The 26193-nt window shown below is 70.7% G+C and carries 23 protein-coding genes and 1 pseudogene; 12 read left to right on the plus strand and 12 right to left on the minus strand.

Annotation, left to right across the window (positions count from 1 at the left end; translation table 11 throughout):
- Positions 1–73 precede the first annotated feature (73 nt).
- From ACFVXA_RS16965 to disA, 4 genes are all read left to right on the plus strand, one after another.
- Positions 74–1429, plus strand: coding sequence for an alpha/beta hydrolase (locus ACFVXA_RS16965; protein WP_383739825.1), 1356 nt, complete (start codon positions 74–76; stop codon positions 1427–1429).
- Positions 1430–1598: 169 nt separating this feature from the next.
- Positions 1599–3185 (plus strand): MFS transporter, encoded by a 1587-nt coding sequence (locus ACFVXA_RS16970; RefSeq protein WP_390025418.1) that lies wholly within the window; start codon positions 1599–1601, stop codon positions 3183–3185.
- Positions 3186–3431: 246 nt separating this feature from the next.
- The gene (gene radA / locus ACFVXA_RS16975) at positions 3432–4841 is read left to right on the plus strand and encodes a DNA repair protein RadA (RefSeq protein ID WP_362028579.1); all 1410 of its coding nucleotides are present in this window, start codon (positions 3432–3434) and stop codon (positions 4839–4841) included.
- Between the two features lie 68 nt (positions 4842–4909).
- Positions 4910–6034, plus strand: a complete 1125-nt coding sequence (gene disA / locus ACFVXA_RS16980; protein WP_362028575.1) for a DNA integrity scanning diadenylate cyclase DisA — start codon at positions 4910–4912, stop codon at positions 6032–6034.
- Between the two features lie 302 nt (positions 6035–6336).
- On the opposite strand, the gene ACFVXA_RS16985 is transcribed toward disA, so the two are convergent.
- Positions 6337–7131 (minus strand): hypothetical protein, encoded by a 795-nt coding sequence (locus ACFVXA_RS16985; RefSeq protein WP_390025420.1) that lies wholly within the window; start codon positions 7129–7131, stop codon positions 6337–6339.
- A 291-nt stretch (positions 7132–7422) separates the two neighbouring features.
- On the opposite strand from ACFVXA_RS16985, the gene ACFVXA_RS16990 reads away from it, so the two are divergent.
- The 5 genes from ACFVXA_RS16990 (at position 7423) to cseC (ending at position 11948) form a co-directional block, all read left to right on the plus strand.
- Positions 7423–8331 (plus strand): A/G-specific adenine glycosylase, encoded by a 909-nt coding sequence (locus tag ACFVXA_RS16990; protein ID WP_383739836.1) that lies wholly within the window; start codon positions 7423–7425, stop codon positions 8329–8331.
- A 239-nt stretch (positions 8332–8570) separates the two neighbouring features.
- A complete protein-coding gene (locus ACFVXA_RS16995) occupies positions 8571–9122 on the plus strand; it encodes a SigE family RNA polymerase sigma factor (RefSeq protein ID WP_362028566.1) in 552 nt (183 codons plus the stop codon).
- Positions 9110–9754, plus strand: coding sequence for a hypothetical protein (locus ACFVXA_RS17000; protein ID WP_362028563.1), 645 nt, complete (start codon positions 9110–9112; stop codon positions 9752–9754). Before ACFVXA_RS16995 ends, ACFVXA_RS17000 begins: the two co-directional genes overlap by 13 nt.
- Before the next feature lie 98 nt (positions 9755–9852).
- Positions 9853–10557 carry a two-component system response regulator CseB gene (gene cseB / locus ACFVXA_RS17005; RefSeq protein WP_362028560.1) on the plus strand — a complete coding sequence of 235 codons (705 nt, stop codon included), beginning with the start codon at positions 9853–9855 and terminating at the stop codon, positions 10555–10557.
- 80 nt (positions 10558–10637) lie between these two features.
- Positions 10638–11948, plus strand: coding sequence for a two-component system sensor histidine kinase CseC (gene cseC / locus ACFVXA_RS17010; protein ID WP_362028557.1), 1311 nt, complete (start codon positions 10638–10640; stop codon positions 11946–11948).
- A 246-nt stretch (positions 11949–12194) separates the two neighbouring features.
- Here cseC and ACFVXA_RS17015 read toward each other — a convergent pair whose 3' ends face one another.
- Complete coding sequence (locus tag ACFVXA_RS17015) at positions 12195–13796, minus strand: MDR family MFS transporter (protein WP_362028554.1); 1602 nt, start codon at positions 13794–13796, stop codon at positions 12195–12197.
- A 136-nt stretch (positions 13797–13932) separates the two neighbouring features.
- Here ACFVXA_RS17015 and ACFVXA_RS17020 point away from each other — a divergent pair, with 136 nt between their 5' ends.
- A complete protein-coding gene (locus ACFVXA_RS17020) occupies positions 13933–14520 on the plus strand; it encodes a TetR/AcrR family transcriptional regulator (protein WP_362028551.1) in 588 nt (195 codons plus the stop codon).
- 12 nt (positions 14521–14532) lie between these two features.
- On the opposite strand, the gene ACFVXA_RS17025 is transcribed toward ACFVXA_RS17020, so the two are convergent.
- Positions 14533–15219 carry a M23 family metallopeptidase gene (locus ACFVXA_RS17025; protein WP_383739842.1) on the minus strand — a complete coding sequence of 229 codons (687 nt, stop codon included), beginning with the start codon at positions 15217–15219 and terminating at the stop codon, positions 14533–14535.
- Between the two features lie 468 nt (positions 15220–15687).
- Between ACFVXA_RS17025 and ACFVXA_RS17030 the strand changes: the two genes are divergently transcribed.
- Positions 15688–15816 (plus strand): hypothetical protein, encoded by a 129-nt coding sequence (locus tag ACFVXA_RS17030; RefSeq protein WP_383740042.1) that lies wholly within the window; start codon positions 15688–15690, stop codon positions 15814–15816.
- A gap of 321 nt (positions 15817–16137) precedes the next feature.
- On the opposite strand, the gene ACFVXA_RS17035 is transcribed toward ACFVXA_RS17030, so the two are convergent.
- Positions 16138–18663 carry an ATP-dependent Clp protease ATP-binding subunit gene (locus ACFVXA_RS17035; RefSeq protein ID WP_362028546.1) on the minus strand — a complete coding sequence of 842 codons (2526 nt, stop codon included), beginning with the start codon at positions 18661–18663 and terminating at the stop codon, positions 16138–16140.
- A gap of 430 nt (positions 18664–19093) precedes the next feature.
- Between ACFVXA_RS17035 and ACFVXA_RS17040 the strand changes: the two genes are divergently transcribed.
- A complete protein-coding gene (locus ACFVXA_RS17040) occupies positions 19094–19711 on the plus strand; it encodes an SCO3374 family protein (protein WP_390025422.1) in 618 nt (205 codons plus the stop codon).
- Here ACFVXA_RS17040 and ACFVXA_RS17045 read toward each other — a convergent pair.
- The 8 genes and pseudogenes from ACFVXA_RS17045 to ACFVXA_RS17080 form a co-directional block, all read right to left on the minus strand.
- A complete protein-coding gene (locus tag ACFVXA_RS17045) occupies positions 19690–20025 on the minus strand; it encodes an Lsr2 family protein (protein WP_330310228.1) in 336 nt (111 codons plus the stop codon). The genes ACFVXA_RS17040 and ACFVXA_RS17045 overlap by 22 nt on opposite strands.
- A 225-nt stretch (positions 20026–20250) precedes the next feature.
- A complete protein-coding gene (locus ACFVXA_RS17050; protein WP_390025424.1) occupies positions 20251–20826 on the minus strand; it encodes an amino-acid N-acetyltransferase in 576 nt (191 codons plus the stop codon).
- 9 nt (positions 20827–20835) lie between these two features.
- Positions 20836–21291: a BlaI/MecI/CopY family transcriptional regulator gene (locus ACFVXA_RS17055; protein WP_383740020.1), complete on the minus strand. Its 456-nt coding sequence runs from the start codon at positions 21289–21291 to the stop codon at positions 20836–20838.
- Positions 21292–21426: 135 nt separating this feature from the next.
- Positions 21427–21606, minus strand: a complete 180-nt coding sequence (locus ACFVXA_RS17060; RefSeq protein WP_362028535.1) for a hypothetical protein — start codon at positions 21604–21606, stop codon at positions 21427–21429.
- A gap of 13 nt (positions 21607–21619) precedes the next feature.
- Positions 21620–22231 carry a hypothetical protein gene (locus ACFVXA_RS17065; protein WP_389467266.1) on the minus strand — a complete coding sequence of 204 codons (612 nt, stop codon included), beginning with the start codon at positions 22229–22231 and terminating at the stop codon, positions 21620–21622.
- Positions 22232–22551: 320 nt separating this feature from the next.
- Positions 22552–23349 (minus strand): type III pantothenate kinase, encoded by a 798-nt coding sequence (locus ACFVXA_RS17070; RefSeq protein ID WP_362028532.1) that lies wholly within the window; start codon positions 23347–23349, stop codon positions 22552–22554.
- A gap of 71 nt (positions 23350–23420) precedes the next feature.
- Positions 23421–24392, minus strand: a pseudogene (gene nadC / locus ACFVXA_RS17075) (carboxylating nicotinate-nucleotide diphosphorylase); the annotation flags it as partial.
- Positions 24393–24397: 5 nt separating this feature from the next.
- Positions 24398–26188, minus strand: coding sequence for an L-aspartate oxidase (locus tag ACFVXA_RS17080; RefSeq protein WP_390025553.1), 1791 nt, complete (start codon positions 26186–26188; stop codon positions 24398–24400).
- Between the last annotated feature and the right edge of the window lie 5 nt (positions 26189–26193).

The following is a 26193-nucleotide window of genomic DNA, read 5'->3' on the forward strand; positions in this document are numbered from 1 at the left end:
AGCATTCAGTGCACTGAGCATCCCCCGCACAGCGCTCCCCGCACTCCCTGCCTGCAGATCGGAGCCCCGGAACATGCCCGCACGCGTCCGCCTGGCCCGCACAACAGCCGCCCTGGGCACGGCAGTAGCCCTCTCCGTCACCGCGCCCGCCGCGCACGCGGAGACGACCACCCCCCGGCACCTGACCGGCACTCTCGCCGACGGCGCCACCTGGATCGCCGACGTCCCGGCCGAGTGGAACGGCACCCTCCTCCTCTTCAGCCACGGCTTCGGCCCGACCGTCGCCCAGGACGCGCCGTCGGACGCCGCCCGCAGCGAACTGCTCGCCGAGGGCTACGCGCTGGCCGGTTCCTCGTACGACCCGAAGGGGTCCATGTGGGCGTTGGAGAGCGCCGAACGCGACCAGTTCGCCACCCTCGGTGCCGTCAAGGCGGAGATCGGCACACCCAGGCGCACGTACTCCGTCGGGCAGTCCATGGGCGGCCTGGTCAACGCGCGGATCGCCCGGGACGGCGCGGGTCGCGTGGACGGCGCGCTCGGCCTGTGCGGCCTGGTCGCAGGCGGTACCGACCTGGACAACTACCAGCTGGACGCCGAGTACGCGATCGCCCTCCTCCTGCTGCCCGCCGAGGACCTGAAGCTGGTGAACCCCGATTCGGCGGCGGAGGCGTCCGCGACCGCCGACCGCCTCACCGCGGCCGTCACCGCCGCGCAGGCGTCCGCCCAGGGCCGGGCCCGCGTCGCCCTGGCCGCCGCCTTCCTCAACCTCCCCACCTGGGCCCCGGGCCGAGACCGCCCCGCGGACGACGACTGGGCGGGGCAGGAGGAGCAGCAGTACGCGTGGCTCGCGCAGGGCCTGCTGTCCTTCATCGAGGGCGGCCGGTACGCCGTCGAGCAGTCCGTCGGCGGCAACAACTCCTGGAACCGGGGCGTCGACTACGGGCGTCTCCTCGCGCGATCCGTCCACGCTCCGCAGGTCCGCGCGCTGTACCGGGCGGCGGGACTCGACCTGCACGCGGACCTCAAGGCCCTCACCCGAGGCGCCGACATCACGGCGGACCCGGCGGCCGTAAGCACGGCTCAGCGCACCTCCTCCGCCGGTCAGGGGCTCGCCGTCCCGCTCCTCGACGTCCACACCACGGCCGACAACCTCGTCCCGGTGGAGCAGGAGGAACGGTTCGCGGACCGGGTACGGGCGTCCGGCGACGGCGCGCTGCTGCGCCAGGCGTACGTCGAACGACAGGGCCACTGTGCGTTCACCGCGGCCGAGACGGTCGCGGCCCTGCACGCCGTCGAACACCGCGTGACCACCGGCCGCTGGGGCGACGCCGCCACCCCGGCCGCCCTTCAGCAGGCGGCGCTCGGTCTCGGACTGGACGGGGCGGCGTACGTCCCTTACCGGCCGGGGGAGTTGACGGTGGGGCGCTGAGCGCGGGCATGTCCTCGCCCCCTCCACCCCTGGTCCTCGCCCCTCCGCCCCTGCCCGTCCCGTACCTGGGGAGCTCCGCCCCCAGCCCTCCGTATCGGCGGCCTGGACGGCCTCGTCATAAACGCCGGACTGGCCGAAAGATCTCGCCTCAGCGACCTAGGGACTCCCCATGCCTCCATCACCCTCACCCCGTCTGCCTCTTGGCACCCTGATCGCCGGTTGCCTCGCCGTGTGTCTGGCACAGATCGGGATCGCGATCCCGGCCACCCTCAACGGCCTCTTCCAGGAGCATCTGCACCCGGTCGGCTCGCAGTTGACGTGGATATCCGACGCCTTTCTCCTCCCGGTCACCGTCCTCGAGCTGTCCTTCGGGGTCCTCGGCGACCTCTTCGGCCGCAAGCGTCTGCTGGTCGGCGGCGCGGTCCTGCTCGGCGCCGGCGAGGTCGTCGCGGCCGCGAGCTCCGGCGTCCACCAGTTGTGGATGGGACAGGCGCTGGCCGGGCTGGGCGCGGCGGCGCTCTTCCCGACCTCGCTCGCGATGATCGCCGCGGGCACGCACACACACGCCCAGCGGGCCCGGGCGATCGCCGTGTGGGCGTCCAGCCTCTCCGCGGGCGGTTTCCTCGCACCGCTTCTCGGCGGGATCACGGGCACATACGGATCGTGGCGCTGGTCCTTCGTGGTGGTGGCGATCGTCGCCGCGGTCAGCGCGCTGGTGAGCGTCCTGCTCGCCACCGACTCCCGCTCCCCGGAGGGGCGTTCGCTGGACATCGGCGGTCAGATCACCATCGGGGTGGGACTCTTCGCGCTGCTGTACGCGGTCATCCAGGGGCCGACCGACGGCTGGGGGTCGGCACCGGTGGTCGTCGCGTTCGTCGTCGCGGCGGCCTTCCTCGTCCTGTTCGTCACCGCCGAGCGGCGCGCCGCCTCCCCGCTCCTGCGGCTCGACCTGTTCCGCAACCGCTCGTTCGCGGTGGCGTCCGTCGTGGCCGTCGTGGGCATGTTCAGCTTCCTCGGCACGGCCTACGGGGCGAGCATCCGGCTCGGCCCGATCCAGCACCAGAGCCCGATGCGTACGGCCTTCGCGTTCCTGCTCCTCAACGGCATCACCCCCTTCCTGACCCCGCTCACCTCACGCCTCCTCGCCCGCGTGTCCGCGCGCAGGCTGCTCACGGCCGGCCTGCTGCTGATCGCGGCCGGTGACTTCCTGGCGGCCACGCTCGCGGTCGACGACCGGGCGCTGACGTCGCTGATCCTTCCCCTCGGACTGGTCGGCGTCGGCTTCGCGTTCACCGTCTCGTCGATCACGGCGACGGCCGTGAACACCGTGCCGGTGCCTCTCGCGGGCATGGCCAGCGCCTCCACGAACCTGCTGCGCGACTTCGGCTTCACCCTCGGCCCCGCCGTCATCGGCGCGGTCGCCCTGAGCCAGGCCGCCTCCCAGGTCACGAAGTCGCTCGCCGGTTCGCAGCTGGCCCCCGCGTCCCAGGCCGCGGCCCACGAGGTCCTCAAGGAGGGCGGCCCCCTCGCCCTCAACTCCGTCCCCGCGAGCTCCCCACCGGGCGCCGCCCGCGCGTACGCCCTCGATGCGCTCGGCCACGGCTACTCGATCGGTTTCGTGGTGTGCGGCTCGGCAGCCCTGTTCGCGGCGCTGCTGGTGCTGCTCGCCCTGCGCGGCGGTACGGCGCGGGAGCCCGAGGCGGCGATGGACGAGGGGGTCGAGGGGGTCGGGGTCGAGGGTGCCGTGACGGGGTGATCCCGAGCCGGACCGACCAGCGCCACCCCGGATGCCGGTCTCCCCAACCGGACCGCCCAGCGCCGCCCCGGGAAACCGGCCTCCCCCAACCGGACCGCCCAGCGCCGCCCCGGGAAACCGGCCTCCCCCAACCGGACCGCCCAGGCCGCCCCGGGAAACCGGTCTCCCACGCTCGTACGACCGGTCTCGGGCCCGCCTCACACGGCCGGCCCCGCGCTGTCAGTGGCCTCGGCTACGGTTCCGTGCATGGCTGCCCGTACGAAAACCGCGAAGGACCGGCCGTCCTACCGCTGCACCGAGTGCGGCTGGCAGACGGCCAAGTGGCTCGGCCGCTGCCCCGAGTGCCAGGCCTGGGGGACGGTCGAGGAGTACGGCACGCCCGCGGTCCGCACGACCACACCCGGCCGCGTCACCACGTCCGCCGTGCCCATCGGGCAGGTCGACGGCCGTCAGGCCACGGCTCGCAGCACCGGCGTGCCCGAGCTGGACCGCGTCCTGGGCGGCGGCCTGGTCCCCGGCGCGGTCGTCCTCGTCGCCGGTGAGCCGGGGGTCGGCAAGTCCACGCTCCTGCTGGACGTGGCGGCGAAGTCGGCGAGCGACGAGCACCGCACGCTCTATGTGACGGGTGAGGAGTCGGCCGGCCAGGTCCGCCTCCGCGCGGACCGCATCAAGGCGATCCACGACCACCTCTATCTCGCCGCGGAGACCGATCTGGCCGCCGTCCTCGGCCACTTGGACGCGGTGAAGCCGTCCCTGCTCATCCTGGACTCGGTCCAGACGGTCGCCTCCCCGGAGATCGACGGCGCGCCCGGTGGCATGGCGCAGGTGCGGGAGGTCGCGGGCGCGCTCATCCGGGCCTCGAAGGAGCGTGGCATGTCCACCCTCCTCGTGGGCCATGTCACCAAGGACGGCGCGATCGCCGGCCCGCGGCTTCTCGAACACCTCGTGGACGTGGTGCTCTCCTTCGAGGGCGACCGGCACGCGCGCCTCCGTCTCGTCCGAGGGGTCAAGAACCGTTACGGGACGACGGACGAGGTCGGCTGCTTCGAGCTGCACGACGAGGGCATCACCGGCCTGACCGACCCGAGCGGTCTGTTCCTCACCCGCCGTGCCGAGCCGGTCCCCGGCACCTGCCTGACCGTCACCCTGGAAGGCCGCCGCCCCCTGGTCGCAGAGGTCCAGGCGCTGACCGTCGACTCGCAGATTCCCTCCCCCCGCCGCACCACCTCCGGTCTGGAGACCTCCCGCGTCTCGATGATGCTCGCCGTCCTGGAGCAGCGCGGACGGATCACCGCCCTCGGGAAGCGGGACATCTACTCGGCGACGGTCGGCGGTGTGAAGCTCTCCGAGCCGGCCGCGGACCTCGCCATCGCGCTCGCCCTCGCCTCCGCCGCGAGTGACACCCCGCTCCCCAAGAACCTCGTGGCGATCGGCGAAGTCGGGCTCGCGGGCGAGGTCAGACGGGTCACGGGCGTCCAGCGCCGGCTAGCCGAAGCGCACCGCCTCGGCTTCACGCACGCCCTTGTCCCGACCGACCCGGGCAAGATCCCTCCCGGCATGAAGGTCCTGGAAGTCGCGGACATGGGCGACGCGCTGCGTGTCCTTCCACGCTCCCGTCGCAGAGAGGCCCCACGGGAGGACGAGGACCGCCGGTAGACTTTGCCCTGGTCTCGCCCGTCCGTACGAACCGAGGGCGACCGGAAACCCGCGACCGGAGGAGTGCAGTGGCAGCCAACGACCGGGCAGCAGCTCCCGGAAAGTCCGGTGGGAGCTCCGGTGCCGATGGCCTGATGCGCGCCTCGCTGAGCGCCGTGGCACCCGGCACAGCGCTGCGCGACGGGCTCGAGCGGATCCTCCGCGGCAACACGGGCGGACTCATCGTGCTCGGCTCCGACAAAACCGTCGAAGCGATGTGTACGGGCGGTTTCGTGCTGGATGTCGAGTTCACCGCGACCCGGCTGCGCGAGCTGTGCAAGCTCGACGGCGGCATCGTGCTCGACAAGGACATCACCAAGATCCTGCGGGCGGGCGTGCAGCTGGTGCCCGACCCGACCATCCCGACGGAGGAGACCGGCACCCGGCACCGCACCGCGGACCGGGTGAGCAAGCAGGTGGGCTTCCCCGTCGTCTCGGTCTCCCAGTCGATGCGCCTGATCGCCCTGTACGTCGACGGTCAGCGCCGCGTCCTGGAGGACTCCGCCGCGATCCTCTCCCGCGCCAACCAGGCCCTCGCGACCCTGGAGCGCTACAAGCTCCGCCTCGACGAGGTCGCGGGCACGCTGTCGGCGCTGGAGATCGAGGACCTGGTCACCGTCCGGGACGTCTCGGCGGTCGCCCAGCGCCTGGAGATGGTGCGCCGCATCGCCACCGAGATCGCCGAGTACGTGGTCGAACTGGGCACCGACGGGCGGCTTCTCGCGCTCCAGCTGGACGAGTTGATCGCGGGTGTGGAGCCCGAGCGCGAACTCGTGGTCCGTGACTACGTGCCCGAGCCGACCGCCAAGCGCTCCCGCACGGTCGACGAGGCACTCGCCGAGCTGGACGCGCTCAGCCACGCGGAGCTGCTCGAACTGTCCACCGTGGCACGGGCGCTGGGCTACACCGGCTCCCCCGAGGCCCTCGACTCCGCCGTCTCTCCGCGGGGCTTCCGGCTCCTCGCCAAGGTGCCCCGGCTGCCCGGCGCGATCATCGACCGGCTCGTGGAGCACTTCGGCGGTCTGCAGAAGCTGCTCGCCGCCAGCGTGGACGACCTTCAGACGGTCGACGGCGTGGGCGAGGCACGGGCGCGCAGCGTCCGCGAGGGCCTGTCGCGACTGGCGGAGTCGTCGATTCTGGAGCGGTACGTCTAGCCTCTGCGGCTTCCAGCGGCGACCCAGGGCAACGTTGTCCCGGTCTGGCGCCCGGCGCCGGAGCCACGTGGCCGACGCCGAGCACTGCGGAGGGGTTCTGGCGCCTGGCGCCGCGGAGTGGCCCTGGCTCAGGCGCCGCGGAGGGGCCCTCGTGCCAGCGCCGCGGACGGAGCCACAGGACGGACTCACCAACTCCTGTCGGCCCGGCGCCCGTAGCGCCTGTCGGTGCCCCGTCGCCCGTAGCGCCTGTCCGTGACCCGGCGCCGTAGCGCCCGTAGTTCCTGCCGGTGCCCCGGCGCCCGTCAGTCCTTGGACAGGACGAACGACGTCTGGGCCTTCGTCAGGCCGGGCGCCTTCGCCTCCAGCAAGTACGTGCCCGCGGACGCGGAACCCGCCGGAGGCGTGGCGCACCGGGGGGCGCTCGCCGTCCGGTCCCACTCCACCGTGTAGACCACCTGGTCGTCGGCCGGGACGCGGAAGAGCAGGCTCCCGGCGCTCTTCGGGCAGTCGTCCGAGGACCAGAAGTCGGCGTCGCTGCTCGCCTGAGTGATCGTCAACACGGCGTTCTTCGGGCCGAGATCGACCTTGCAGTCGCTGCCGGAGGAGTTCTTGGCGATGAGCCGGAACGTGGGCTTCTCGCCGGGGGCGTACGCGTTGTGGACGCTGCGCAGGGTCAACTTGACCGCGCCTGCGGTGCAGTTGGGGAGGCTGGAACCGGCTGGGAGTTGTCCGTCCGTCCCGCCGGTGGCGTTGGACCCGTCGCCGGAACCGCCGGCCGACGTGCCGCCGGAGCCCCCGGAACCGGATCCCGATCCGCCGCCGCTTCCGCCGCTACCGGTGCCGCCACCGCTCGACTCGTCGCGTCCGCCCGGGTGTTGGCTGATCGCCGGGCCCGAGCCGGAGGGGCCCGGAGTGATCGTGGGCGCGGGATTCTTGCCGTTCGAGCCGTCCGAGTTGTTCTTGCCGCCTCCACCGCCGGAGCCGACCACCCAGACGATGAGCAGCGCCAACAGGGCGACCGCGGACAGCAGAACGGCCCTCCTACGCCAGTAGATGGTGGAGGGAAGCGGCCCGACCGGATTGCGCAGTGATCCCACGGCGCAAACTGTACGAGAGATCCGCCCGGGCGCTCGCCCCACCCGCCGCCCCGGCGTCAACTTTTCCGGATCATCATCCCGGAGACAGAGGGTTGTTCACCCTGGACCGCGCCCTGAAGCAGCGCGGGGAACCGCGCGACAAGCCCCCACCACCCGCGGCCGAAGGACCACCCAGGGCGTCTGGGCGCAGCCCCGGGATGGGACGGGTAGGGGCGGAGAGGGCGAGAAACACCCCAGCCACCGGCCGCCACCACGCGCCCCCCACCTCCATACATGGCAGGATCGACCCCGATGACTGCACCCACCAAGCTCCCCCAGAACGCCCCCGGCGAGACCCTGCACACCCCCGTCATCGCCTGGTTCGACGAGCACGCCCGTGATCTCCCGTGGCGGCGTCCCGACGCCGGACCGTGGGGAGTGATGGTCAGCGAGTTCATGCTCCAGCAGACGCCGGTGAACCGTGTGCTGCCGGTGTACGAGCAGTGGCTGGCCCGCTGGCCCCGCCCCGCCGACCTGGCGAAGGAGGCCTCGGGCGAGGCCGTCCGCGCCTGGGGCCGGCTCGGCTACCCCCGGCGCGCGCTGCGGCTGCACGGCGCCGCGGTGGCCATAACGGAACGGCACGGCGGCGACGTACCCACCGAGCACGCGCAGTTGCTCGCGCTGCCCGGGATCGGGGAGTACACGGCGGCCGCGGTCGCGTCGTTCGCGTACGGGCAGCGGCACGCCGTGCTCGACACGAACGTCCGGCGGGTCTTCGCCCGCGCGGTGACCGGTGTGCGGTACCCGCCGAACGCCACCACAGCCGCCGAGCGCAAGCTCGCCCGCGCGCTGCTCCCCGACAGCGAGCGCACGGCCTCCCGCTGGGCCGCCGCCTCCATGGAGCTCGGCGCGCTCGTCTGCACCGCGAAGAACGAGGACTGCCGGCGCTGCCCGATCGCCGCGCAGTGCGCGTGGCGGCTGGCGGGCAAGCCGGAGCACGAGGGACCGCCGCGGCGCGGTCAGACGTACGCGGGCACGGACAGGCAGGTCCGCGGGAGGCTCCTCGCCGTTCTCAGGGACAACGCCGCGCCGGTTCCGCAGGAGGCCCTGGACCGCGTATGGGACGAACCGGTACAGCGGGCCCGCGCTCTCGACGGCCTGGTCGCCGACGGACTCGTGGAACCGCTTCCCGGCGGTCTGTATCGCCTCCCGCTGACATAGCCGTTGGCGCGACAGGGGTGATAAATCCAGCCCGGACCGGACATAAAATCACCTTGCCTTACCCCGCACCTACATCCGTTACACAACCGACGGACAGCCGATTGCTTGCCGCAGGCTGGCTCGGACACCCCCGTGACAACAGCTCCGTAGCTTCATTTGCGTACCGCACACAGGGCGGCGCAGAGGTAACGGACAACCGGCAGCAGGCAGGTCGGAAACGGGGATGGAGGCGGTTGATCATGGCGCACGGCGAGGTGCTCGAATTCGAGGAGTACGTCCGCACTCGACAGGACGCGCTGCTGCGCAGTGCCCGCCGTCTGGTCCCCGACCCGGTCGACGCCCAGGACCTGCTGCAGACCGCGCTCGTGCGGACGTACGGACGCTGGGACGGCATCGCGGACAAGCGGCTGGCCGACGCCTACCTGCGCCGGGTGATGATCAATACGCGTACCGAGTGGTGGCGGGCCCGGAAGCTGGAGGAGGTCCCGACCGAGCAGCTGCCGGACGCGTCCGTCGACGACTCCACCGAGCAGCACGCGGACCGGGCGCTGCTGATGGACATCATGAAGGTGCTGGCTCCCAAGCAGCGCAGCGTCGTGGTGCTGCGACACTGGGAGCAGATGTCCACTGAGGAGACGGCCGCCGCGCTCGGCATGTCGGCCGGAACGGTCAAGAGCACACTGCACCGGGCGCTGGCCCGGCTCCGCGAGGAGCTGGAGAGCCGGGACCACGAGGAGCGCGGCGCCCGCGCGCTCGAACCGGGTGAGGAGCGGGAGCGTTGCGCGGCCTAGGAACTCGGGCCAGGCAGGTCCTGAAGGCGGGGAGTGCGGCGGCGGCCGTGCTCGCCGCCCTCGGCCTTTTCCTTACCGCCTGCGCCACCGGCGGTACGGGCGCCCGCGACGAGGGTCCGGCGGGCAGTGAGGCGGTGGCCAAGGGCGCCACCACGTCCCCCTCCGCCTCGCCCGGCAAGCCGCCCACGCGGGTGGACGCGGTCCAGCTCGTCAAGGACGACCCCGAGGTCAGCACGTCGGTCAAGCGCGATCTGAAGCCGTGCGTCGCCGACGAGTACCCGGTCGACGTGTCGTACGGAGACCTGACGGGAGGCTCCTCGGACGACGTCGTGATCAACGTGATGACCTGCGGCGATGCCGTCGGCGTCGGCTCGTACGTGTACCGCAGGGAGGGCGGCAGGTACCAGAATGTCTTCAAGGCCGAGGAGCCGCCGGTCTACGCCGAGATCGACCGGGGCGATCTGGTGGTCACACAGCAGCTGTACAAGAAGGGCGACCCGGTGTCGTATCCCTCCAGCGAAGAAGTGATCACCTACGGCTGGTCCGCGACCCGGTTCACCGAGGAGTCGCGGATCCACAACGACTACAGCAACGCGGTGGGCGGCACCGAAACGCCCGCCCCCTCGAACTGATCACACTCGGCCCCCTCGAAGCGACCGACACCCCCCGCCCCCTCGAACCGACCGACACCCCCGCCCCCTCGAACCGAGAGCACACGGAGAGCAGCCGGATGGCAGAGCAGACCCACGTCCTGTTCGTCGAGGACGACGACGTCATCCGCGAGGCCACGCAGCTCGCCCTGGAGCGCGACGGCTTCGCGGTCACGGCCATGCCCGACGGACTGTCCGGCCTGGAGGCCTTCCGCGCCGACCGCCCCGACATCGCCCTGCTGGACGTCATGGTGCCCGGGCTCGACGGAGTCTCGCTGTGCCGCCGTATCCGGGACGAGTCGACCGTGCCCGTGATCATGCTGTCCGCCCGCGCCGACTCGATCGACGTCGTGCTGGGGCTGGAGGCCGGCGCCGACGACTACGTGACCAAGCCGTTCGACGGTGCGGTCCTGGTGGCCCGGATCCGCGCGGTGCTGCGGCGCTTCGGGCATGCGAACGGCGGCGCCCAGACAACCGAGGGCGCCTCGTCCGTCGACGGCGGGGTGCTCGCCTTCGGCGATCTGGAGATCGACACCGAGGGCATGGAGGTCCTCAAGGGCGGTACGCCGGTGGCGCTGACGCCCACCGAGATGCGGCTGCTCCTGGAGTTCTCGTCCGCTCCGGGTACGGTGCTGAGCCGCGACAAGCTGCTCGAACGTGTGTGGGACTACGGCTGGGGCGGGGACACCCGCGTCGTCGACGTCCACGTGCAGCGGCTCCGCACGAAGATCGGCCAGGACCGGATCGAGACGGTCCGCGGCTTCGGCTACAAGTTGAAGGCCTGAGCGGGAGTATGCGGGGGATATTTCAGCGACCGGACCGGGGCGGTGCCGCCGGCGGCCCGGACAGACCCACGGGTGACGGTATGAGCCTGCGCACCGGCATCCGGTGGAAGCTCAGCGCCGCGATCGCCATGGTCGGCGCGCTCGTCGCGATCGCGTTGAGCCTGGTCGTGCACAATGCGGCGCGCGTCTCGATGCTCGACAACTCGCGCGACCTGGCGGACGAGCGCATCCAGCTCGCGCAACGCATGTACGGGCCCGGCCGGCCGCCCCCTTTCGGGGCCAAGATCGACGACCCTGCCATCCCCCCGGACCTGCTCGCGAAGGTCTCGGCGGGACGTCGGGCGACCTACGTCTCGGAGGGCGCGAACGGTGTGCCGGACATCTGGGCCGCCGTACCGCTGCGGGACGGTCGGGTGCTGTCCTGGCACGAGCGGTTCACCGACCGCAACACGAAGGTCATGAAGGACCTCGACCAGGCCCTCGTGATCGGCTCCATCGCGGTCGTCTTCGGCGGCAGCGCGCTCGGTGTGCTCATCGGCGGCCAGCTGTCGCGCCGGCTGCGCAAGGCCGCGTCCGCCGCGAACCAGGTCGCCAAGGGCGAGACCGAGGTCCGCGTACGGGATGCGATCGGCGGGGTCGTGCGTGACGAGACCGACGACCTCGCGCGGGCCGTGGACGCCATGGCGGACGCGCTCCAGCAGCGCATCGAGGCCGAACGCCGGGTGACGGCGGACATCGCGCACGAGCTGCGGACGCCGGTGACCGGGCTGCTGACGGCGGCGGAGCTGCTGCCGCCGGGGCGGCCCACCGAGCTCGTCCGGGACCGGGCGCAGGCCATGCGCACCCTCGTCGAGGACGTCCTGGAGGTCGCCCGGCTCGACGGCGCCTCCGAGCGGGCCGAGTTGCAGGACATCATGCTCGGCGAGTTCGTGACCCGGCGGGTGGCGGCCAAGGACCCGGACGTCGAGGTGCGCGTGGTGCACGAGTCGGAGGTCACGACCGACCCGCGCCGCCTGGAACGCGTCCTGTTCAACCTCCTCGCGAACGCCTCCCGGCACGGCAAACCGCCCATCGAGGTCACCGTCGAGGGCCGCGTCATCCGCGTCCGCGACCACGGGCCCGGCTTCCCCGAGGCGCTGCTCGCCGAGGGCCCGAGCCGCTTCCGCACGGGCAGCACCGACCGGGCGGGCCACGGCCACGGCCTGGGCCTCACCATCGCCGCCGGCCAGGCCCGGGTGCTGGGCGCCCGCCTGACCTTCCGCAACGTACGCCCCGCCGGGGCACCGCACGACGTACCCGCCGAGGGCGCGGTCGCGGTCCTGTGGCTGCCGGAGCACGCTCCGACGAACACGGGAAGCTATCCGATACTGCCGCCGACGACGGGGAAGTAGCCCCGAGGGTTCCACCCTGTGCACGGAGCAATGGCGCCAAGGACTCCACCCTGTGCACAGGGGAATGCACCGCGGATTCCACCCCGTGCACGGGGGAATGGCACCGCGGATTCCACCCCGTGCACGGGGGAATGGCACCGCGGTTTCCACCCCATGCACGGAAGAAGTAGCACCGAGGACTCCACCCCATGCACGGAAGAAGGCCCCCGGGGCGGACAACGCCGGGGGCCTTCGAACCAGGAGGGGTCAGACCACCTCGACCACGGTCGCCTTCGACAGCACGTCGTCCGAGGGCGCATCCGCCCCCGGTCCCGCTCCCTTCAGCGGAACCTCCTTCACGAACACCGCCGCGACCAGCGCGACGACGGCCACGATGGATCCGAGCAGGAACGCGGAGTGCGTACCGGCGGACACCGCGTGCTGGTAGGCCTCCCGGGCCACCGCAGGCAGCTTCGCCAGGCTGGCCGCGTCGAGCTGCGCGGACTGCTCGGTCACCTTGGACCCGATCGCCCCGGCCCGCTGGGTCATGACGTCCTGCACCCGGTGGTTGAACAGCGCGCCCATGATGGCGACGCCGAAGGACGAGCCGAGCGTACGGAAGAGAGTGGTGGACGAGGACGCGACGCCCATGTCCTTCATCTCGACGCTGTTCTGGGCGACCAGCATGGTGATCTGCATCAGGCAGCCCATGCCCGCGCCGAGCACCGCCATGTAGAGCCCGGACGTGAGACGCGTCGTGCCGGTGTCCATCTGCGCGAGCAGGAACAGCCCCACGATCATCAGCACGCTGCCGACGAGCGGGAAGACCTTGTAGCGGCCGCTGTTGGTGGTGACCCGTCCGGCGATCATCGAGACGACGAGCATCGCGCCGAGCATCGGCAGGAGCAGCAGCCCGGAGTTGGTGGCGGACGCACCCTGCACGGACTGCTGGTACAGCGGCAGGAAGAGCACCGCGCCGAACATCACGAAGCCGGTGATGAATCCGATGATCGACATCAGCGTGAAGTTGCGGCTCTTGAAGATGTGCAGCGGCACGACCGGCGCGGCGGCCTTGGTCTGCCAGAAGACGAAGCCGACCAGCGCGGCGACACCGATCCCGATCAGCTCCATGATCCGGGCGGAGCCCCAGGCGTACTCGGAGCCGCCCCAGGTGGTGACCAGCACGATGGACGAGATACCGAGGGCCAGCAGCCCGGCACCGAGGTAGTCGATCTTCGCCTCGACCCGCTTCTTCGGCAGGTGCAGGACGATGCTGACGGCGATCAGCGCGACGACGCCGAGCGGCAGGTTGATGTAGAAGGACCAGCGCCAGCCCCAGTGGTCGGTGATGGTGCCGCCGACCAGCGGTCCGAGGATCATGGCGAAGGCCATCACGCCGGCCATCATGCCCTGGTACTTGCCGCGCTCCCGCGGCGGAATCAGGTCGCCGATGATCGCCATGACGCCGACCATCAGACCGCCGGCGCCGAGGCCCTGAACGGCACGGAAGCCGATGAGCTGCCCCATGTCCTGGGCCATGCCGCTGAGCGCGGAGCCGAGCAGGAAGATCACGATCGAGGTCATGAAGGCGCCCTTGCGCCCGTACATGTCGCCGAGCTTGCCCCAGATGGGAGTCGAGGCGGCCGTCGCGAGCGTGTACGCGGTGACGACCCAGGACAGGTGCTGGAGCCCGCCCAGTTCGCCGACGATCGTCGGCATCGCGGTGCCCACGATCATGTTGTCGAGCATCGCGAGAAGCATCGCGATCATGAGCGCGAAGAGCACGACCCGTACGCTGCGCGGTTGTTTCTCCCCCGGCGCCCCTGGCTGCTCAGCGGTCTGCGCGACCGTTTCGGTGTTGTCCGCCATCGTTTCCACTCCCCTAGGTACCGCTGCCGCGGCCGGCCACTTACTTGCCGCCCGGCTAGTTGACTACACTCGGGAAGGTAGACCGGTAACTAGCCGGGCGTCAAGTAAGTTTTCAGGGAGCGCGAGGAGTACGAGGATGGGCGGCACCATGGACGGCACCAAGCGACAGCGCCGCGGGGACACCCGCCAGCGCATCCAGGACGTGGCCCTCGAACTCTTCTCCGAGCAGGGCTACGAGAAGACCTCGCTGCGCGAGATCGCCGAGCACCTCGACGTCACCAAAGCGGCGCTCTACTACCACTTCAAGACCAAGGAAGAGATCCTCATCAGTCTCTTCGAGGACCTGACGAGGCCGCTCGACGAGCTGATCGAGTGGGGCGGGCGGCAGCCGCACACCCTGGAGACCAAGCAGGAGGTGCTGCGCCGCTACAGCGAGGCCCTCGGCGGCGCGTCACCGCTCTTCCGCTTCATGCAGGAGAACCAGGCGACGGTCCGGGAGCTGAGCATCGGCGAGACCTTCAAGGACCGCATGATCAGCATGCTCGAGATCATCAAGGAACCCCAGGCGCCGCTGACCGACCAGGTCCGCTGCATCAGCGCGCTCTTTACGATGCACGCCGGGATGTTCGTCCTCAAGGACGTCGAAGGCGACCCCGAGGACAAGCGCAAGGCGGTCCTGGAGGTCGCGATCGATTTGGTGACGCAGGCGCACGGCGGCGCCTGAGCACCTGATGCGTCAGACGGTGACGCCCTTGCCGCGCAGGAAGGCGACGGGGTCGATGGCGGAGCCGTAGTTGGGGGTCGTGCGGATCTCGAAGTGCAGGTGCGGCCCGCTGGAGTTGCCGGTGTTGCCGGACAGCGCGATGTGCTGGCCGGTGGCGACGACCTGGCCGATCTTCACGTCGATCCGGGACAGGTGGGCGTACTGCGAGTAGGTCCCGTTGGCGTGCTTGACGACGATGGCGTTGCCGTACGCGGGACCGTCACCGGCGCCGTTGCCGCCGGCCTTGACGACGGTGCCGCCGTGCGCGGCGACGACCTCGGTGCCGCTGGCCACGGCGAAGTCCTGACCGGAGTGGGTGGACTGCCACATGGCGCCGGCCTGGTTGAAGCCGGCGGACAGGGTGTACTTCTTCACCGGGTCGACCCAGCCGGCGGCGCCCTTGGCGGCGGCCTGCGGGGCACCCTCGGCGGCCTTGGCGGCGGCCGCGGTCTTCGCCGTGGTGGCGGCCTTGGCCTGCGCGGCGGCCTGCGCCTGCACGGCGTTCGCCGCCGTGACGGCCTTGCCGCTGCTGAGGGTGTCGGCGGCGCCCGCTACCCCGGCGCCCAGTACGACCGAGGCGCCGAGTCCGACGGCCAGGACGGCCGCCCGAGTGCGGATACGGGACGTGTGGGAGTGACGGGACGTGACGCGCTTCGACATGGGTACCTCGCGGGGACGGGGACGGGGACACCACCACCCGGCGCACTGTCGTCCACCGGTGGGGGCATCCCTTGGTAACCCCGAACCCCACGGGCGCCCAAACCCGTCATCTACGACGTCCGGTCGTACTTCATCGCAAAACTTAACGATCCTTGACAGCGCCCGAACCCCTGTCAGGGATCTTCCGGATTTATCGCGGGAAACTCGGTTTAGACCCACTTGAGAAGGTCACGCCCCAACGGAATCCCCTATCTCGGCGACCACACCCCTCGATGCGCGACCCACCCTCCGCGTCCCGGGCCAAAGGTCCCTTTTGACCACTTTCGACTCTCCACTATTCCCCCTAGTAACGGACAAAACGCGTGTGCGTCATGTCACCGCGCGACAAGATCAAGGCCCCCGAGAATGTGACGGCGGCTACGCCTGCTGCCCTGCGTCAGCGGTAGGGGATCAGGGCTGTCAGGGCTCATGGGGGAGGTCGGCTACGAACGCTCCCTCCTCGACGCCGTCCGGACCGAGCCCGACCTCGGGCGCCTCCCCACCAACCCCCTGACGTGCGGCCTGATCTGCGCCCTGCTCCGCGACCGGCGCCCCTGAGATGGCTTTCGGTCGATTCCCTGCCGGGCCTCGAGAAGCCGGGTGCCCTGGCGCCGCTCTCGTCGTCCCGCGTCCTGCGCATGCTCGACGTCGGCATCGCGCGCTGCACGGCGACTCCGTCGACTCGGCACTTCCCCGGGGGCTGCCGCTGGAGTAGCGCCCGACGTGACCGACACGACCGACGTACCGGAACACCTCTTGGCGTTCTTCCTGGGCACTCCCGTCATCGAGCGGACCGAGGGCGTGATCCGAGCACACGAAAGGGGCTGCCCCGGGACCGAAGTCCCGGGGCAGCCCCTGTTCAGGCGAGCGCCGAAGCGCCTACGCCTCCTTGCTCAGGTTGGGCCCGGCGCCGCCGGCCGCCTGCTCGATCGGCGGGACGTCGGGGAGGGCCGACTTCTCCTCACCCCGGAAGGTGAAGGCCTTGGCATCGCCCTCGCCCTCCGTGTCGACGACCACGATGTGGCCGGGACGCAGCTCGCCGAAGAGGATCTTCTCGGAGAGGATGTCCTCGACCTCGCGCTGGATGGTCCGGCGCAGCGGCCGGGCGCCCATGACGGGGTCGTAACCCTTTTTCGCGAGGAGCGACTTGGCGGACGGGCTGAGCTCGATGCCCATGTCCCGGTCCTTCAGCCGCTCGTCCACCTTGGCGATCATGAGGTCGACGATCTGGATGATGTCTTCCTCGGTGAGCTGGTGGAAGACCACCGTGTCGTCGACACGGTTCAGGAACTCCGGGCGGAAGTGCTGCTTCAGCTCGTCGTTGACCTTGGTCTTCATGCGCTCGTAGTTGGTCTTGACGTCACCCGAGGCCGCGAAGCCGAGGTTGAAGCCCTTGGAGATGTCCCGGGTGCCGAGGTTGGTCGTCATGATGATGACCGTGTTCTTGAAGTCCACGACCCGGCCCTGGGAGTCGGTCAGGCGACCGTCCTCCAGGATCTGCAGCAGCGAGTTGAAGATGTCCGGGTGGGCCTTCTCGACCTCGTCGAAGAGGACCACCGAGAACGGCTTGCGCCGCACCTTCTCCGTCAGCTGCCCGCCCTCTTCGTAGCCCACGTAGCCGGGGGGCGAACCGAAGAGACGCGAGACCGTGTGCTTCTCGCTGAACTCCGACATGTCGAGAGCGATCAGCGCGTCCTCGTCACCGAAGAGGAACTCCGCGAGGGTCTTCGACAGCTCCGTCTTACCGACACCCGAGGGGCCGGCGAAGATGAAGGAACCACCGGGACGCTTCGGGTCCTTCAGACCCGCTCGCGTACGACGGATCGCCTGCGAGAGCGCCTTGATGGCGTCCTTCTGGCCGATGACCCGCTTGTGGAGCTCGTCCTCCATGCGCAGCAGACGCGAGGACTCCTCCTCGGTCAGCTTGAAGACCGGGATGCCCGTGGCCGTGGCCAGGACCTCGGCGATCAGCTCGCCGTCGACCTCGGCGACGACGTCCATGTCGCCGGCCTTCCACTCCTTCTCGCGCTTGGCCTTCGCCGCCAGCAGCTGCTTCTCCTTGTCGCGGAGAGAGGCCGCCTTCTCGAAGTCCTGGGAGTCGATCGCCGACTCCTTGTCGCGGCGCACGCCCGCGATCTTCTCGTCGAACTCGCGGAGGTCCGGCGGAGCGGTCATCCGGCGGATGCGCATCCGGGAGCCCGCCTCGTCGATCAGGTCGATCGCCTTGTCGGGCAGGAACCGGTCGGAGATGTAGCGGTCCGCGAGCGTCGCGGCCTGGACCAGCGCCTCGTCCGTGATGGAGACGCGGTGGTGAGCCTCGTAGCGGTCGCGCAGGCCCTTGAGGATCTCGATCGTGTGGGGGAGGGAAGGCTCCGCCACCTGGATCGGCTGGAAGCGGCGCTCGAGGGCCGCGTCCTTCTCGAGGTGCTTGCGGTACTCGTCGAGGGTCGTCGCACCGATGGTCTGCAGCTCGCCGCGGGCCAGCATCGGCTTCAGGATCGAAGCCGCGTCGATGGCGCCCTCGGCGGCACCCGCACCGACCAGCGTGTGGAGCTCGTCGATGAACAGGATGATGTCGCCGCGGGTGCGGATCTCCTTGAGCACCTTCTTCAGGCGCTCCTCGAAGTCACCGCGGTAGCGGGAGCCGGCGACCAGGGCGCCGAGGTCCAGGGTGTAGAGGTGCTTGTCCTTGAGGGTCTCGGGCACCTCGCCCTTGACGATGGCCTGGGCGAGGCCCTCGACGACGGCGGTCTTGCCGACGCCGGGCTCACCGATCAGGACCGGGTTGTTCTTCGTACGGCGGGACAGCACCTGCATGACCCGCTCGATCTCCTTCTCGCGCCCGATGACCGGGTCGAGCTTGGACTCACGAGCGGCCTGGGTGAGATTCCGGCCGAACTGGTCGAGGACCAGGGACGTGGAGGGGGTGCCCTCGGCAGGACCACCGGCAGTGGCGGTCTCCTTGCCCTGGTATCCGGAGAGCAGCTGGATCACCTGCTGCCGCACCCGGTTGAGATCGGCGCCCAGCTTGACCAGGACCTGGGCGGCGACGCCCTCGCCCTCTCGGATCAGGCCGAGCAGGATGTGCTCCGTGCCGATGTAGTTGTGGCCCAGCTGAAGAGCCTCTCGGAGCGACAGCTCCAGGACCTTCTTGGCACGGGGGGTGAAGGGAATGTGGCCCGAGGGCGCCTGCTGGCCCTGGCCGATGATCTCCTCCACCTGCTGGCGGACCGCCTCGAGCGAAATCCCGAGGCTCTCCAGGGCCTTAGCGGCGACACCCTCACCCTCGTGGATCAGGCCCAGGAGGATGTGCTCGGTGCCGATGTAGTTGTGGTTGAGCATCCGGGCTTCTTCCTGAGCCAGGACGACAACCCGCCGCGCGCGGTCGGTGAACCTCTCGAACATCGTTAATCGCTCCTCAGAGCGGTCAGGCAGTAAGGGGACGCTCCCCTCCCTGTCCTTCCGCAGCTTAGTCCCGCAAGCGGGGACCGCTCATTCCAACTGCCGACACCGTCCTTGGCCTCCTGACCCCGAACGCCGACATCTGCTCCAACCTGATGGTGCGAGACGATGTTCCCGCAGGCCAGGCAGATACCCTCACCATCTGTACGCCGATGGCGAACGTGAGATGCCCGAACCATGCGTGTCGCCCCTCCCACTAGGGATGTCTTACCCGTACGCACTGACACTCCATGCGGCGCGCACCGGTTCCCTCAGCTATGGGCGAACATCCTTGCGCCGCTCAACGCCTCCGCACGCCCCCCTTTCCGGCACTCTGTGCGCATGCCGGAACACCCAGCGTAACCCTGGGGGTCTTCCGGCTGTTGCTCCTGGCATGGTTCCCACAGTTCCCACCGTCCCTCTCCCGCGTCGGCCGCTCAACTCGAGCGATCCAGTGCGGCGGTGGTACGAGAACGAACTGGGCTGGGCGACCGTGCCCGGCCCGCCGGTACACCTCGTCACGGGCCTGCGCTTCGACGTGCTGGAGGCCCCCGCCGAGGCGGGATTCGCGGCACTGCGGCACCTGGGCCCGGGGTCTCCGGTGGCCTTGCGGGGGGACCGGATGCGGCTTCTGGTGGCCGCGGGCAGCGCGGACGAGCTGCCGGGGCTGCTCGACTGGCTGGAGTGGGGCGCCCTCGCGCCGGATCTGGATCTCACGGCGATCGGCGCGGACCGGAGCATCGAGGCCCCGCTGCCACCGGGTACGGCCGGGGCTCTGCGCTCATCGGGAATGCCCTCGCGGTCGAGGGTCCCGGAAAATTCACAGGGGGCCGCCGTGTGGCTGCGGCCCCCCGAAATGGGGCGCGAGGTCGAACCCTCGCTGCCGACACTGTCGGCCGTGGGGGGCGGTGGGGGCGCCCCCGATCTCGTACGACTCGTGGACACGATGGCGACGCAGTGCCATCGAGTAAGGCTGCGGCGCGCGTGCGCTCAGCCGTTGGCCTTCTCGTAGGCCTCACGAATGGTCGCGGGAACTCGGCCACGGTCGTTGACCTCGAAGCCGTTCTCCTTCGCCCACGCGCGGATCTGCGCGGTGTCCTGGCTACCGCCGGAAGCGACGCGCGCCTTTCCGCGTCCACCCGAAGCACGGCCCCCGGTGCGACGACCACCCTTCACGTAGGGCTCGAGAAGGCCACGGAGCTTGTCCGCATTGGCGGTCGTGAGATCGATTTCGTACGTCTTGCCGTCCAGCGCGAACGTCACGGTCTCGTCCGCCTCGCCACCGTCGAGGTCGTCGACAAGAAGGACCTGAACCTTCTGTGCCACCGGATTTCCTTTCATCGATAACTTCAGGGCCGGGGGTCAGCGGCATCCGCCGTTTCGCGGTCCCCTGTTATATGCAGTACTGCAGTACGTCGGAAAGCAAACCGCTTTTGCTGGAAAAACACAAACCCCTGGGGGAGACCGACAGGGCACCGGCAGACCGGAAACGTGCGCGTTTCGGACATAGGGCACCTGGGCAAGGCGGTCCGCCGGAATAGTCGGCGGCGATCACAGATGCAGAAGCATCCGGCTGTTGCCCAAGGTGTTCGGTTTCACTCGTTCGAGACCGAGGAACTCCGCCACACCCTCGTCATAGGAACGCAGGAGCTCGGCGTAGACATCGGTGTCAACGGGTGTCTCGCCGATCTCCACGAAGCCGTGCTTCGCGAAGAACTCGACTTCGAAGGTCAGACAGAAAACCCGTCGAACGCCGAGCCAGCGGGCGGTCTCCAGCAACTTCTCCAGCAACTGATGTCCGACTCCATGGCCCTTGACCACGGGGTTCACCGCGAGAGTGCGGACTTCCGCGAGGTCTTCCCACATCACGTGCAGCGCACCGCAGCCGACCACCTCGGCACTTGAGCCGGTACCGCGTTCCGCGACCCAGAACTCCTGGATGTCCTCGTAAAGCGTCACCGTCGCTTTGTCGAGCAGGATGCGGCGGCGGACGTTCGCGTCAAGGAGACGGCGTACGGCCGCGACATCGCCGGTCCTGGCCCGCCGGACGGTGATGGCTTTCGCGGTGGCTTCGCGATGGTCTGCCGGATGCTCCGCCGGAACCTCTGCGGGATGCTCTGCTGGCATGAACGGACGCTATCGCCCGGCGCCGCCCTCGGCGGCGGCGGGGTTCTCGTCCTCCGGGTTCCCCTCCGGCTTCCCGACCGGGTTCACCGGGTTCTCCGGCGCGGGGGTTTCCGGCGCTGCGGTTTCCGGCGCGGGGGTTTCCGGTCCCTGGACCATACGCACGGCATCGCGCAGGGCTTCGCGCTGTTCCGGGGACATCATGCCGAAGAAGGCGACGAGAGCGGCGGCGGGGTTGTCGCTCTGCGACCAGGCGTCGTTCATCAGCGCGGCGGCGTAGGCGGCCCGTGTGGAGACGGCCTCATATCGATAGGCCCGGCCTTCTGCTTCACGGCGGACCCAGCCCTTCTGATGGAGATTGTCCAAAACGGTCATCACCGTGGTGTACGCGATGGACCGTTCCTGCTGAAGGTCTTCCAGGACTTCTCGAACGGTCACCGGGCGGTTCCACTTCCACACCCGCGTCATCACCGCGTCTTCGAGTTCTCCCAATGGGCGAGGCACAGTTCAGAACAATAGTGGGAGATCGGCAACAAAAAGGGCGTACGACTCGAAAAACGTATGAGTCGTACGCCGATGAGGGTGTTGTACGTCGGTGTGGGATCAGGCCTCGGTGTCCCGGTCGGCCTGGCGGGCGTTCTCCGCGCGCGCGAGGGCGGCGTCGACGAACGCGTCCTCCTTGGACTTGTTGGCCCCGCCCTGGGTCTTCACGATCGTCACGATCAGCCCGATGAAGAACACGGCCATCACTACGGGGGGCACGAGCGCGGAGACGTAGTCCATGCCTCCAGAGTAGCTAGCCCGCCGCGAGCTGCTGAGGGGGGTTCGCCGTTGGCGGTCCGGGCTTGCGCTTCGGCGGGAACACCTCGCCCGGTGTCGGGATGGGCCGGTCCGGGCGCGGGGACCTGACCGGAGGCTGCTGCTGCGGCTTCGGCTCGGCGGGCTTGTCCGCCGGCTTCTTGGCGGGCTCCTCGGAGCCCCGGCCCCCGGGGAGGGCCAGCAGGCGCGTCCGGGACTGCGGGACCACGGTGACCGTGCGCCCGGCCAGCCGGGCGCGTACGTCCTGCTCCGCGAGGGTCCGGCAGCGGTCCAGGAGGGCGGCCGCGGTGGGGTCGCCGCGCAGGGCGCGGAGCGCGGCGAGGTCGTCGGGGTCCGGCCGGTAGCCGGTACCGAGGACCTCCTCCAGGAGGGCGAGGTAGCCGCCGGCGGTGCCCGGCAGGGCGGCCCGGTAGCGAGCCAGGTCGGCAAGCAGGAAGGCCCTGAGCCTGGCTCCCTCACGGGCCGCCTCGTCGACGGACTCGGCGAGACGGAGGCAGTCCTGGACGTCCTCGGCCGAGGCGGGGCTGGGGTGCAGGGCGAGGGCGAGAGCGCGACGGAGCACACGCAGCTCCTCCGCACCGAACGCCATGCCGCCCCGGGATCCGTATGGCGTGGGCATGGCCCGACGATACGCGCTAATCAGACAAAATCCGCATAGCACCGACCTGCGGCGCGTCCTCTCCGGAGGGGCTGAGTTTCAGCCCCTCCGGCCTTGGAGGGCGAGACCGTCCAGGCCGGAAAGCCGGGGCGTCCGAGCGGCAAGCAGGGGGTCAGGGGGAGGCCAGGGGGTCAGGGGAAGGCGCCAGGGGGTCAGGGGAAGGCGCCAGGAGGTTCAGGGGCATCAGGGGGCCGTGGCCTCCCGACACGGGACGATCAGGGGTGGCCGGGGCGGCCGGGGGCGAAGAACCCTTACGTACGCGACACGTTCCGCTCGTACACCAGCCGCAGCCCGATCAGCGTGAGCCACGGCTCGTGTTCGTCGATCACGGACGCCTCGCCGAGGACCATGGGGGCCAGGCCGCCGGTGGCGATGACGGTGACGTCGTCGGGGTCGTCGGCAAGCTCGCGGGCCATCCGGTTCACGACCCCGTCCACCTGCCCCGCGAACCCGTACACGATCCCGGCCTGCATCGCCTCGACCGTGTTCTTCCCGATCACCGCCCGCGGCCGGGCCAACTCGATCTTCCGGAGCTGCGCCCCCCGCACACCGAGCGCCTCCACGGAGATCTCGATACCCGGAGCGATCACACCCCCCGTGTACTCCCCGCGCGCGGACACCGCGTCGAACGTCGTCGCCGTACCGAAGTCGACGACGATGGCCGGCCCGCCGTACAGCTCGACGGCGGCCACCGCGTTGATGATCCGGTCGGCGCCGACCTCCTTGGGGTTGTCCATCAAGATCGGTACGCCGGTCTTGATACCGGGTTCGACGAGCACGGCGGGTACGTCGCCGTAGTAGCGCCGGGTGACCTCGCGCAGCTCGTGCAGGACGGACGGAACCGTCGAGCAGATGGCGATGCCGTCGATGCCGTCGCCGAGTTCCTCCCCGAGCAGCGGATGCATGCCCATGAGGCCCTGGAGGAGCACGGCGAGCTCGTCGGCCGTGCGACGGGCGTCCGTGGAGATGCGCCAGTGCTCGACGATCTCCTCGCCGTCGAAGAGGCCGAGGACGGTGTGCGTGTTGCCGACGTCGATCGTGAGGAGCATCAGCCCTGCTCCGCCTCGTCCGTCGGCACCTGGTCCGCCGACGGCTGGTCCGCCGACGCCTCGTCCGCCGCGGCCTCGCGCAGGTCGAGGCCGATGTCCAGGATCGGCGACGAGTGCGTCAGCGCGCCCACCGCCAGGTAGTCGACGCCCGTCGCGGCGTACGCCGCCGCGTTGCCCAGGGTGAGCCGGCCCGAGGCCTCCAGGAGGGCACGGCCGCCCACGAGGGCGACGGCCTCCTCGCACTCGACGGGCGTGAAGTTGTCCAGAAGGATCAGGTCGGCGCCCGCGTCCACGACCTCGCGCAGCTGGTGCAGGGTGTCGACCTCGACCTCGATCGGGACCTCCGGGAAGGCCTCCCGTACGGCCTTGAAGGCCTGCGCCACGCCCCCGGCGGCGACCACGTGGTTGTCCTTCACGAGGGCCGCGTCGGAGAGCGACATGCGGTGGTTGACGCCGCCGCCGCAGCGCACCGCGAACTTCTCCAGGGCGCGCAGCCCCGGCGTCGTCTTGCGGGTGTCGCGCACGCGGGTGTCCGTGCCCTCCAGGGCGTCCGCCCACGCGCGCGTGGCGGTCGCGATGCCGGAGAGGCGGCAGAGCAGGTTCAGCGCGCTGCGCTCGGCCGTCAGCAGGTCACGGGTGCGGGTCGTCACGCTCAGGAGCTTCTGGCCGGCCTCGACGCGGTCGCCGTCCTCGACGTGCCGCTCGACCGCGAACTCGTCGGTGCAGACCACGGAGATGACCGCCTCGGCCACCCGCAGGCCCGCGACGACGCCCGCGTCCCGCGCGGTGAAGTCGCCGGTGGAGACGGCGTCCTCGGAGATGGTCGCGACGGTCGTCACGTCCACGCCGTGGTCGAGGTCCTCCTGGATGGCCACGTTGGCGATGTCCTCGACCTCCAGGGGGTCGAGACCGGCGTCGGCGAGGAGCTGGGCGAGCGCGGGGTCGAGACCGCACTCCAGGTATGCCTCGTCCGCTTCGGCGCCACAGCCGCAGCCGTCGCCGCAGCCGCCGCTCTGGGCGAGGGGAAGGTCGGGGGTGCTCACTGCTGTCACTGCTCCTGGGGACGGGGCGCCGGCTGGGGCATGGGGGTTCCCCCTGCCCGGGCGAGACCGGGCGCTTGGGGGAGGGTCGGGGGGAAGTCTGCGGTGTCCGTGGTCCGTACGGCCAGCGTCCGGTCGGGATTCAGTCGTACGACGATGTGGCGGCGCCAGTCGGTGTCGTCCCGGTCGGCGTGGTCCTCGCGCCAGTGGCAGCCCCGGGTCTCCTCGCGGAGGCGGGCGGCGGCGACCAGGACCCTGGCCACGCACAGGAGGTTGGTGGCCTCCCAGGTGTCGACGCCGGGCTCGGAGGTCTTGCCGTTCTCGTCGAGTGCGTCACGGGCCTCGGTGTGGAGGTGCTGGAGCTGGTCGGCGGCCTGGGTCAGGGACTCGGCCGAGCGCAGCACGCCGGCGCCCTCCGTCATGATCCGCTGGATCGCGAACCGGGCCTCCGGGGCGAGCAGCGGGTGCGCGGGCTTCTCGGGGTGCGGGACCGGTGCGGGCACGCGCGCGTGGAGCCCGTTCTCCGACCGGCCCGCCGCGATGTCGGCGGCGATGCGCTCGGCGTAGACGAGCCCTTCCAGGAGGGAGTTGGAGGCGAGCCGGTTGGCGCCGTGCACGCCGGTGCATGCGACCTCGCCGCACGCGTACAGGCCCGGCACCGTGGTGCGGCCCCGGGCGTCCGTGCGGATGCCTCCGGAGGCGTAGTGGGCGGCCGGGGCGACCGGGACGGGCTCGGTGACCGGGTCGATGCCGTGCGCCCGGCAGGCGGCCAGGATGGTCGGGAAGCGGTGCTCCCACATGTCGGCGCCGAAGTGCCGGGCGTCGAGGAACATGTGCTCGGCGTCCCGCTCCTGCATGCGCCGCATGATGCCCTTGGCGACGATGTCCCGGGGCGCCAGCTCGGCCAGCTCATGCTGGCCCACCATGAAGCGCACGCCGTCGGCGTCGACCAGGTGGGCGCCCTCGCCGCGTACCGCTTCCGACACCAGCGGCTGCTGGCCCTCGGCGTCCGGGCCCAGGAAGAGCACCGTGGGGTGGAACTGCACGAACTCGAGGTCGGAGACCTCGGCGCCCGCGCGCAGGGCGAGGGCCACGCCGTCGCCCGTGGAGACCGACGGGTTGGTGGTCGCCGAGTAGACCTGGCCCATGCCGCCGGTCGCGAGGACCACGGCGGGGGCGTGCACGGCTCCCACGCCGTCGTGCTGGCCCTCTCCCATGACGTGCAGGGTGACACCCGCGGTGCGGCCGTCGGCGTCCGTGAGGAGGTCAAGGACGAGCGCGTTCTCGACCGTACGCAGGCCACGCGCGCGTACCGCCTCGACGAGTGCCCGGGAGATCTCGGCGCCGGTCGCGTCGCCGCCCGCGTGCGCGATGCGGCGGCGGTGGTGGCCGCCCTCGCGGGTGAGTTCCAGCTCGCCCTCGGTGGACTCGTCGAAGTGGGCGCCGGTCGCCATCAGACGGCGTACGGCGTCGGGGCCCTCGGTGACCAGGATGCGTACGGCCTCCTCGTCGCACAGGCCCGCGCCCGCCACCAGCGTGTCGTCGAGGTGCTGCTCGGGGGTGTCGCCGTCGCCGAGGGCCGCGGCGATGCCGCCCTGCGCCCAGCGCGTGGAGCCGTCGTCGAGGCGGGCCTTGGTGACCACGACGGTGTTCAGGCCGGCCGCCTCGCAGCGCAGGGCCGCGGTGAGGCCGGCGACGCCGGAGCCGACGACCACGACGTCCGCGGTCAGAGCCCAGCCGGGGGCGGGCGCGTGCAGTCGTATGCCGGTACCTGTGGCGGTATCCGTACCCGTGGCGATACCAG

This window comes from Streptomyces sp. NPDC058246, assembly GCF_042881985.1.
Lineage (GTDB): Bacteria > Actinomycetota > Actinomycetes > Streptomycetales > Streptomycetaceae > Streptomyces.

What these genes read in the sequence shown, in the direction of transcription:
- ACFVXA_RS17050 (WP_390025424.1), bottom strand. Translation starts at nt 20,826, where the DNA reads ATGCCAGCAGAGCATCCCGCAGAGGTTCCGGCGGAGCATCCGGCAGAC.
- ACFVXA_RS16965 (WP_383739825.1), top strand. Translation starts at nt 74, where the DNA reads ATGCCCGCACGCGTCCGCCTGGCCCGCACAACAGCCGCCCTGGGCACG.
- ACFVXA_RS17060 (WP_362028535.1), bottom strand. Translation starts at nt 21,606, where the DNA reads ATGGACTACGTCTCCGCGCTCGTGCCCCCCGTAGTGATGGCCGTGTTC.
- radA (WP_362028579.1), top strand. Translation starts at nt 3,432, where the DNA reads ATGGCTGCCCGTACGAAAACCGCGAAGGACCGGCCGTCCTACCGCTGC.
- cseB (WP_362028560.1), top strand. Translation starts at nt 9,853, where the DNA reads ATGGCAGAGCAGACCCACGTCCTGTTCGTCGAGGACGACGACGTCATC.
- ACFVXA_RS16970 (WP_390025418.1), top strand. Translation starts at nt 1,599, where the DNA reads ATGCCTCCATCACCCTCACCCCGTCTGCCTCTTGGCACCCTGATCGCC.
- ACFVXA_RS17015 (WP_362028554.1), bottom strand. Translation starts at nt 13,796, where the DNA reads ATGGCGGACAACACCGAAACGGTCGCGCAGACCGCTGAGCAGCCAGGG.
- ACFVXA_RS17025 (WP_383739842.1), bottom strand. Translation starts at nt 15,219, where the DNA reads ATGTCGAAGCGCGTCACGTCCCGTCACTCCCACACGTCCCGTATCCGC.
- ACFVXA_RS17040 (WP_390025422.1), top strand. Translation starts at nt 19,094, where the DNA reads ATGGTTCCCACAGTTCCCACCGTCCCTCTCCCGCGTCGGCCGCTCAAC.
- ACFVXA_RS17070 (WP_362028532.1), bottom strand. Translation starts at nt 23,349, where the DNA reads ATGCTCCTCACGATCGACGTCGGCAACACGCACACCGTCCTCGGCCTC.
- ACFVXA_RS17035 (WP_362028546.1), bottom strand. Translation starts at nt 18,663, where the DNA reads ATGTTCGAGAGGTTCACCGACCGCGCGCGGCGGGTTGTCGTCCTGGCT.
- ACFVXA_RS17030 (WP_383740042.1), top strand. Translation starts at nt 15,688, where the DNA reads ATGGGGGAGGTCGGCTACGAACGCTCCCTCCTCGACGCCGTCCGGACC.
- ACFVXA_RS16995 (WP_362028566.1), top strand. Translation starts at nt 8,571, where the DNA reads ATGGCGCACGGCGAGGTGCTCGAATTCGAGGAGTACGTCCGCACTCGA.
- cseC (WP_362028557.1), top strand. Translation starts at nt 10,638, where the DNA reads ATGAGCCTGCGCACCGGCATCCGGTGGAAGCTCAGCGCCGCGATCGCC.
- ACFVXA_RS17055 (WP_383740020.1), bottom strand. Translation starts at nt 21,291, where the DNA reads ATGACGCGGGTGTGGAAGTGGAACCGCCCGGTGACCGTTCGAGAAGTC.
- ACFVXA_RS16990 (WP_383739836.1), top strand. Translation starts at nt 7,423, where the DNA reads ATGACTGCACCCACCAAGCTCCCCCAGAACGCCCCCGGCGAGACCCTG.
- ACFVXA_RS17065 (WP_389467266.1), bottom strand. Translation starts at nt 22,231, where the DNA reads ATGGCGTTCGGTGCGGAGGAGCTGCGTGTGCTCCGTCGCGCTCTCGCC.
- ACFVXA_RS17020 (WP_362028551.1), top strand. Translation starts at nt 13,933, where the DNA reads ATGGGCGGCACCATGGACGGCACCAAGCGACAGCGCCGCGGGGACACC.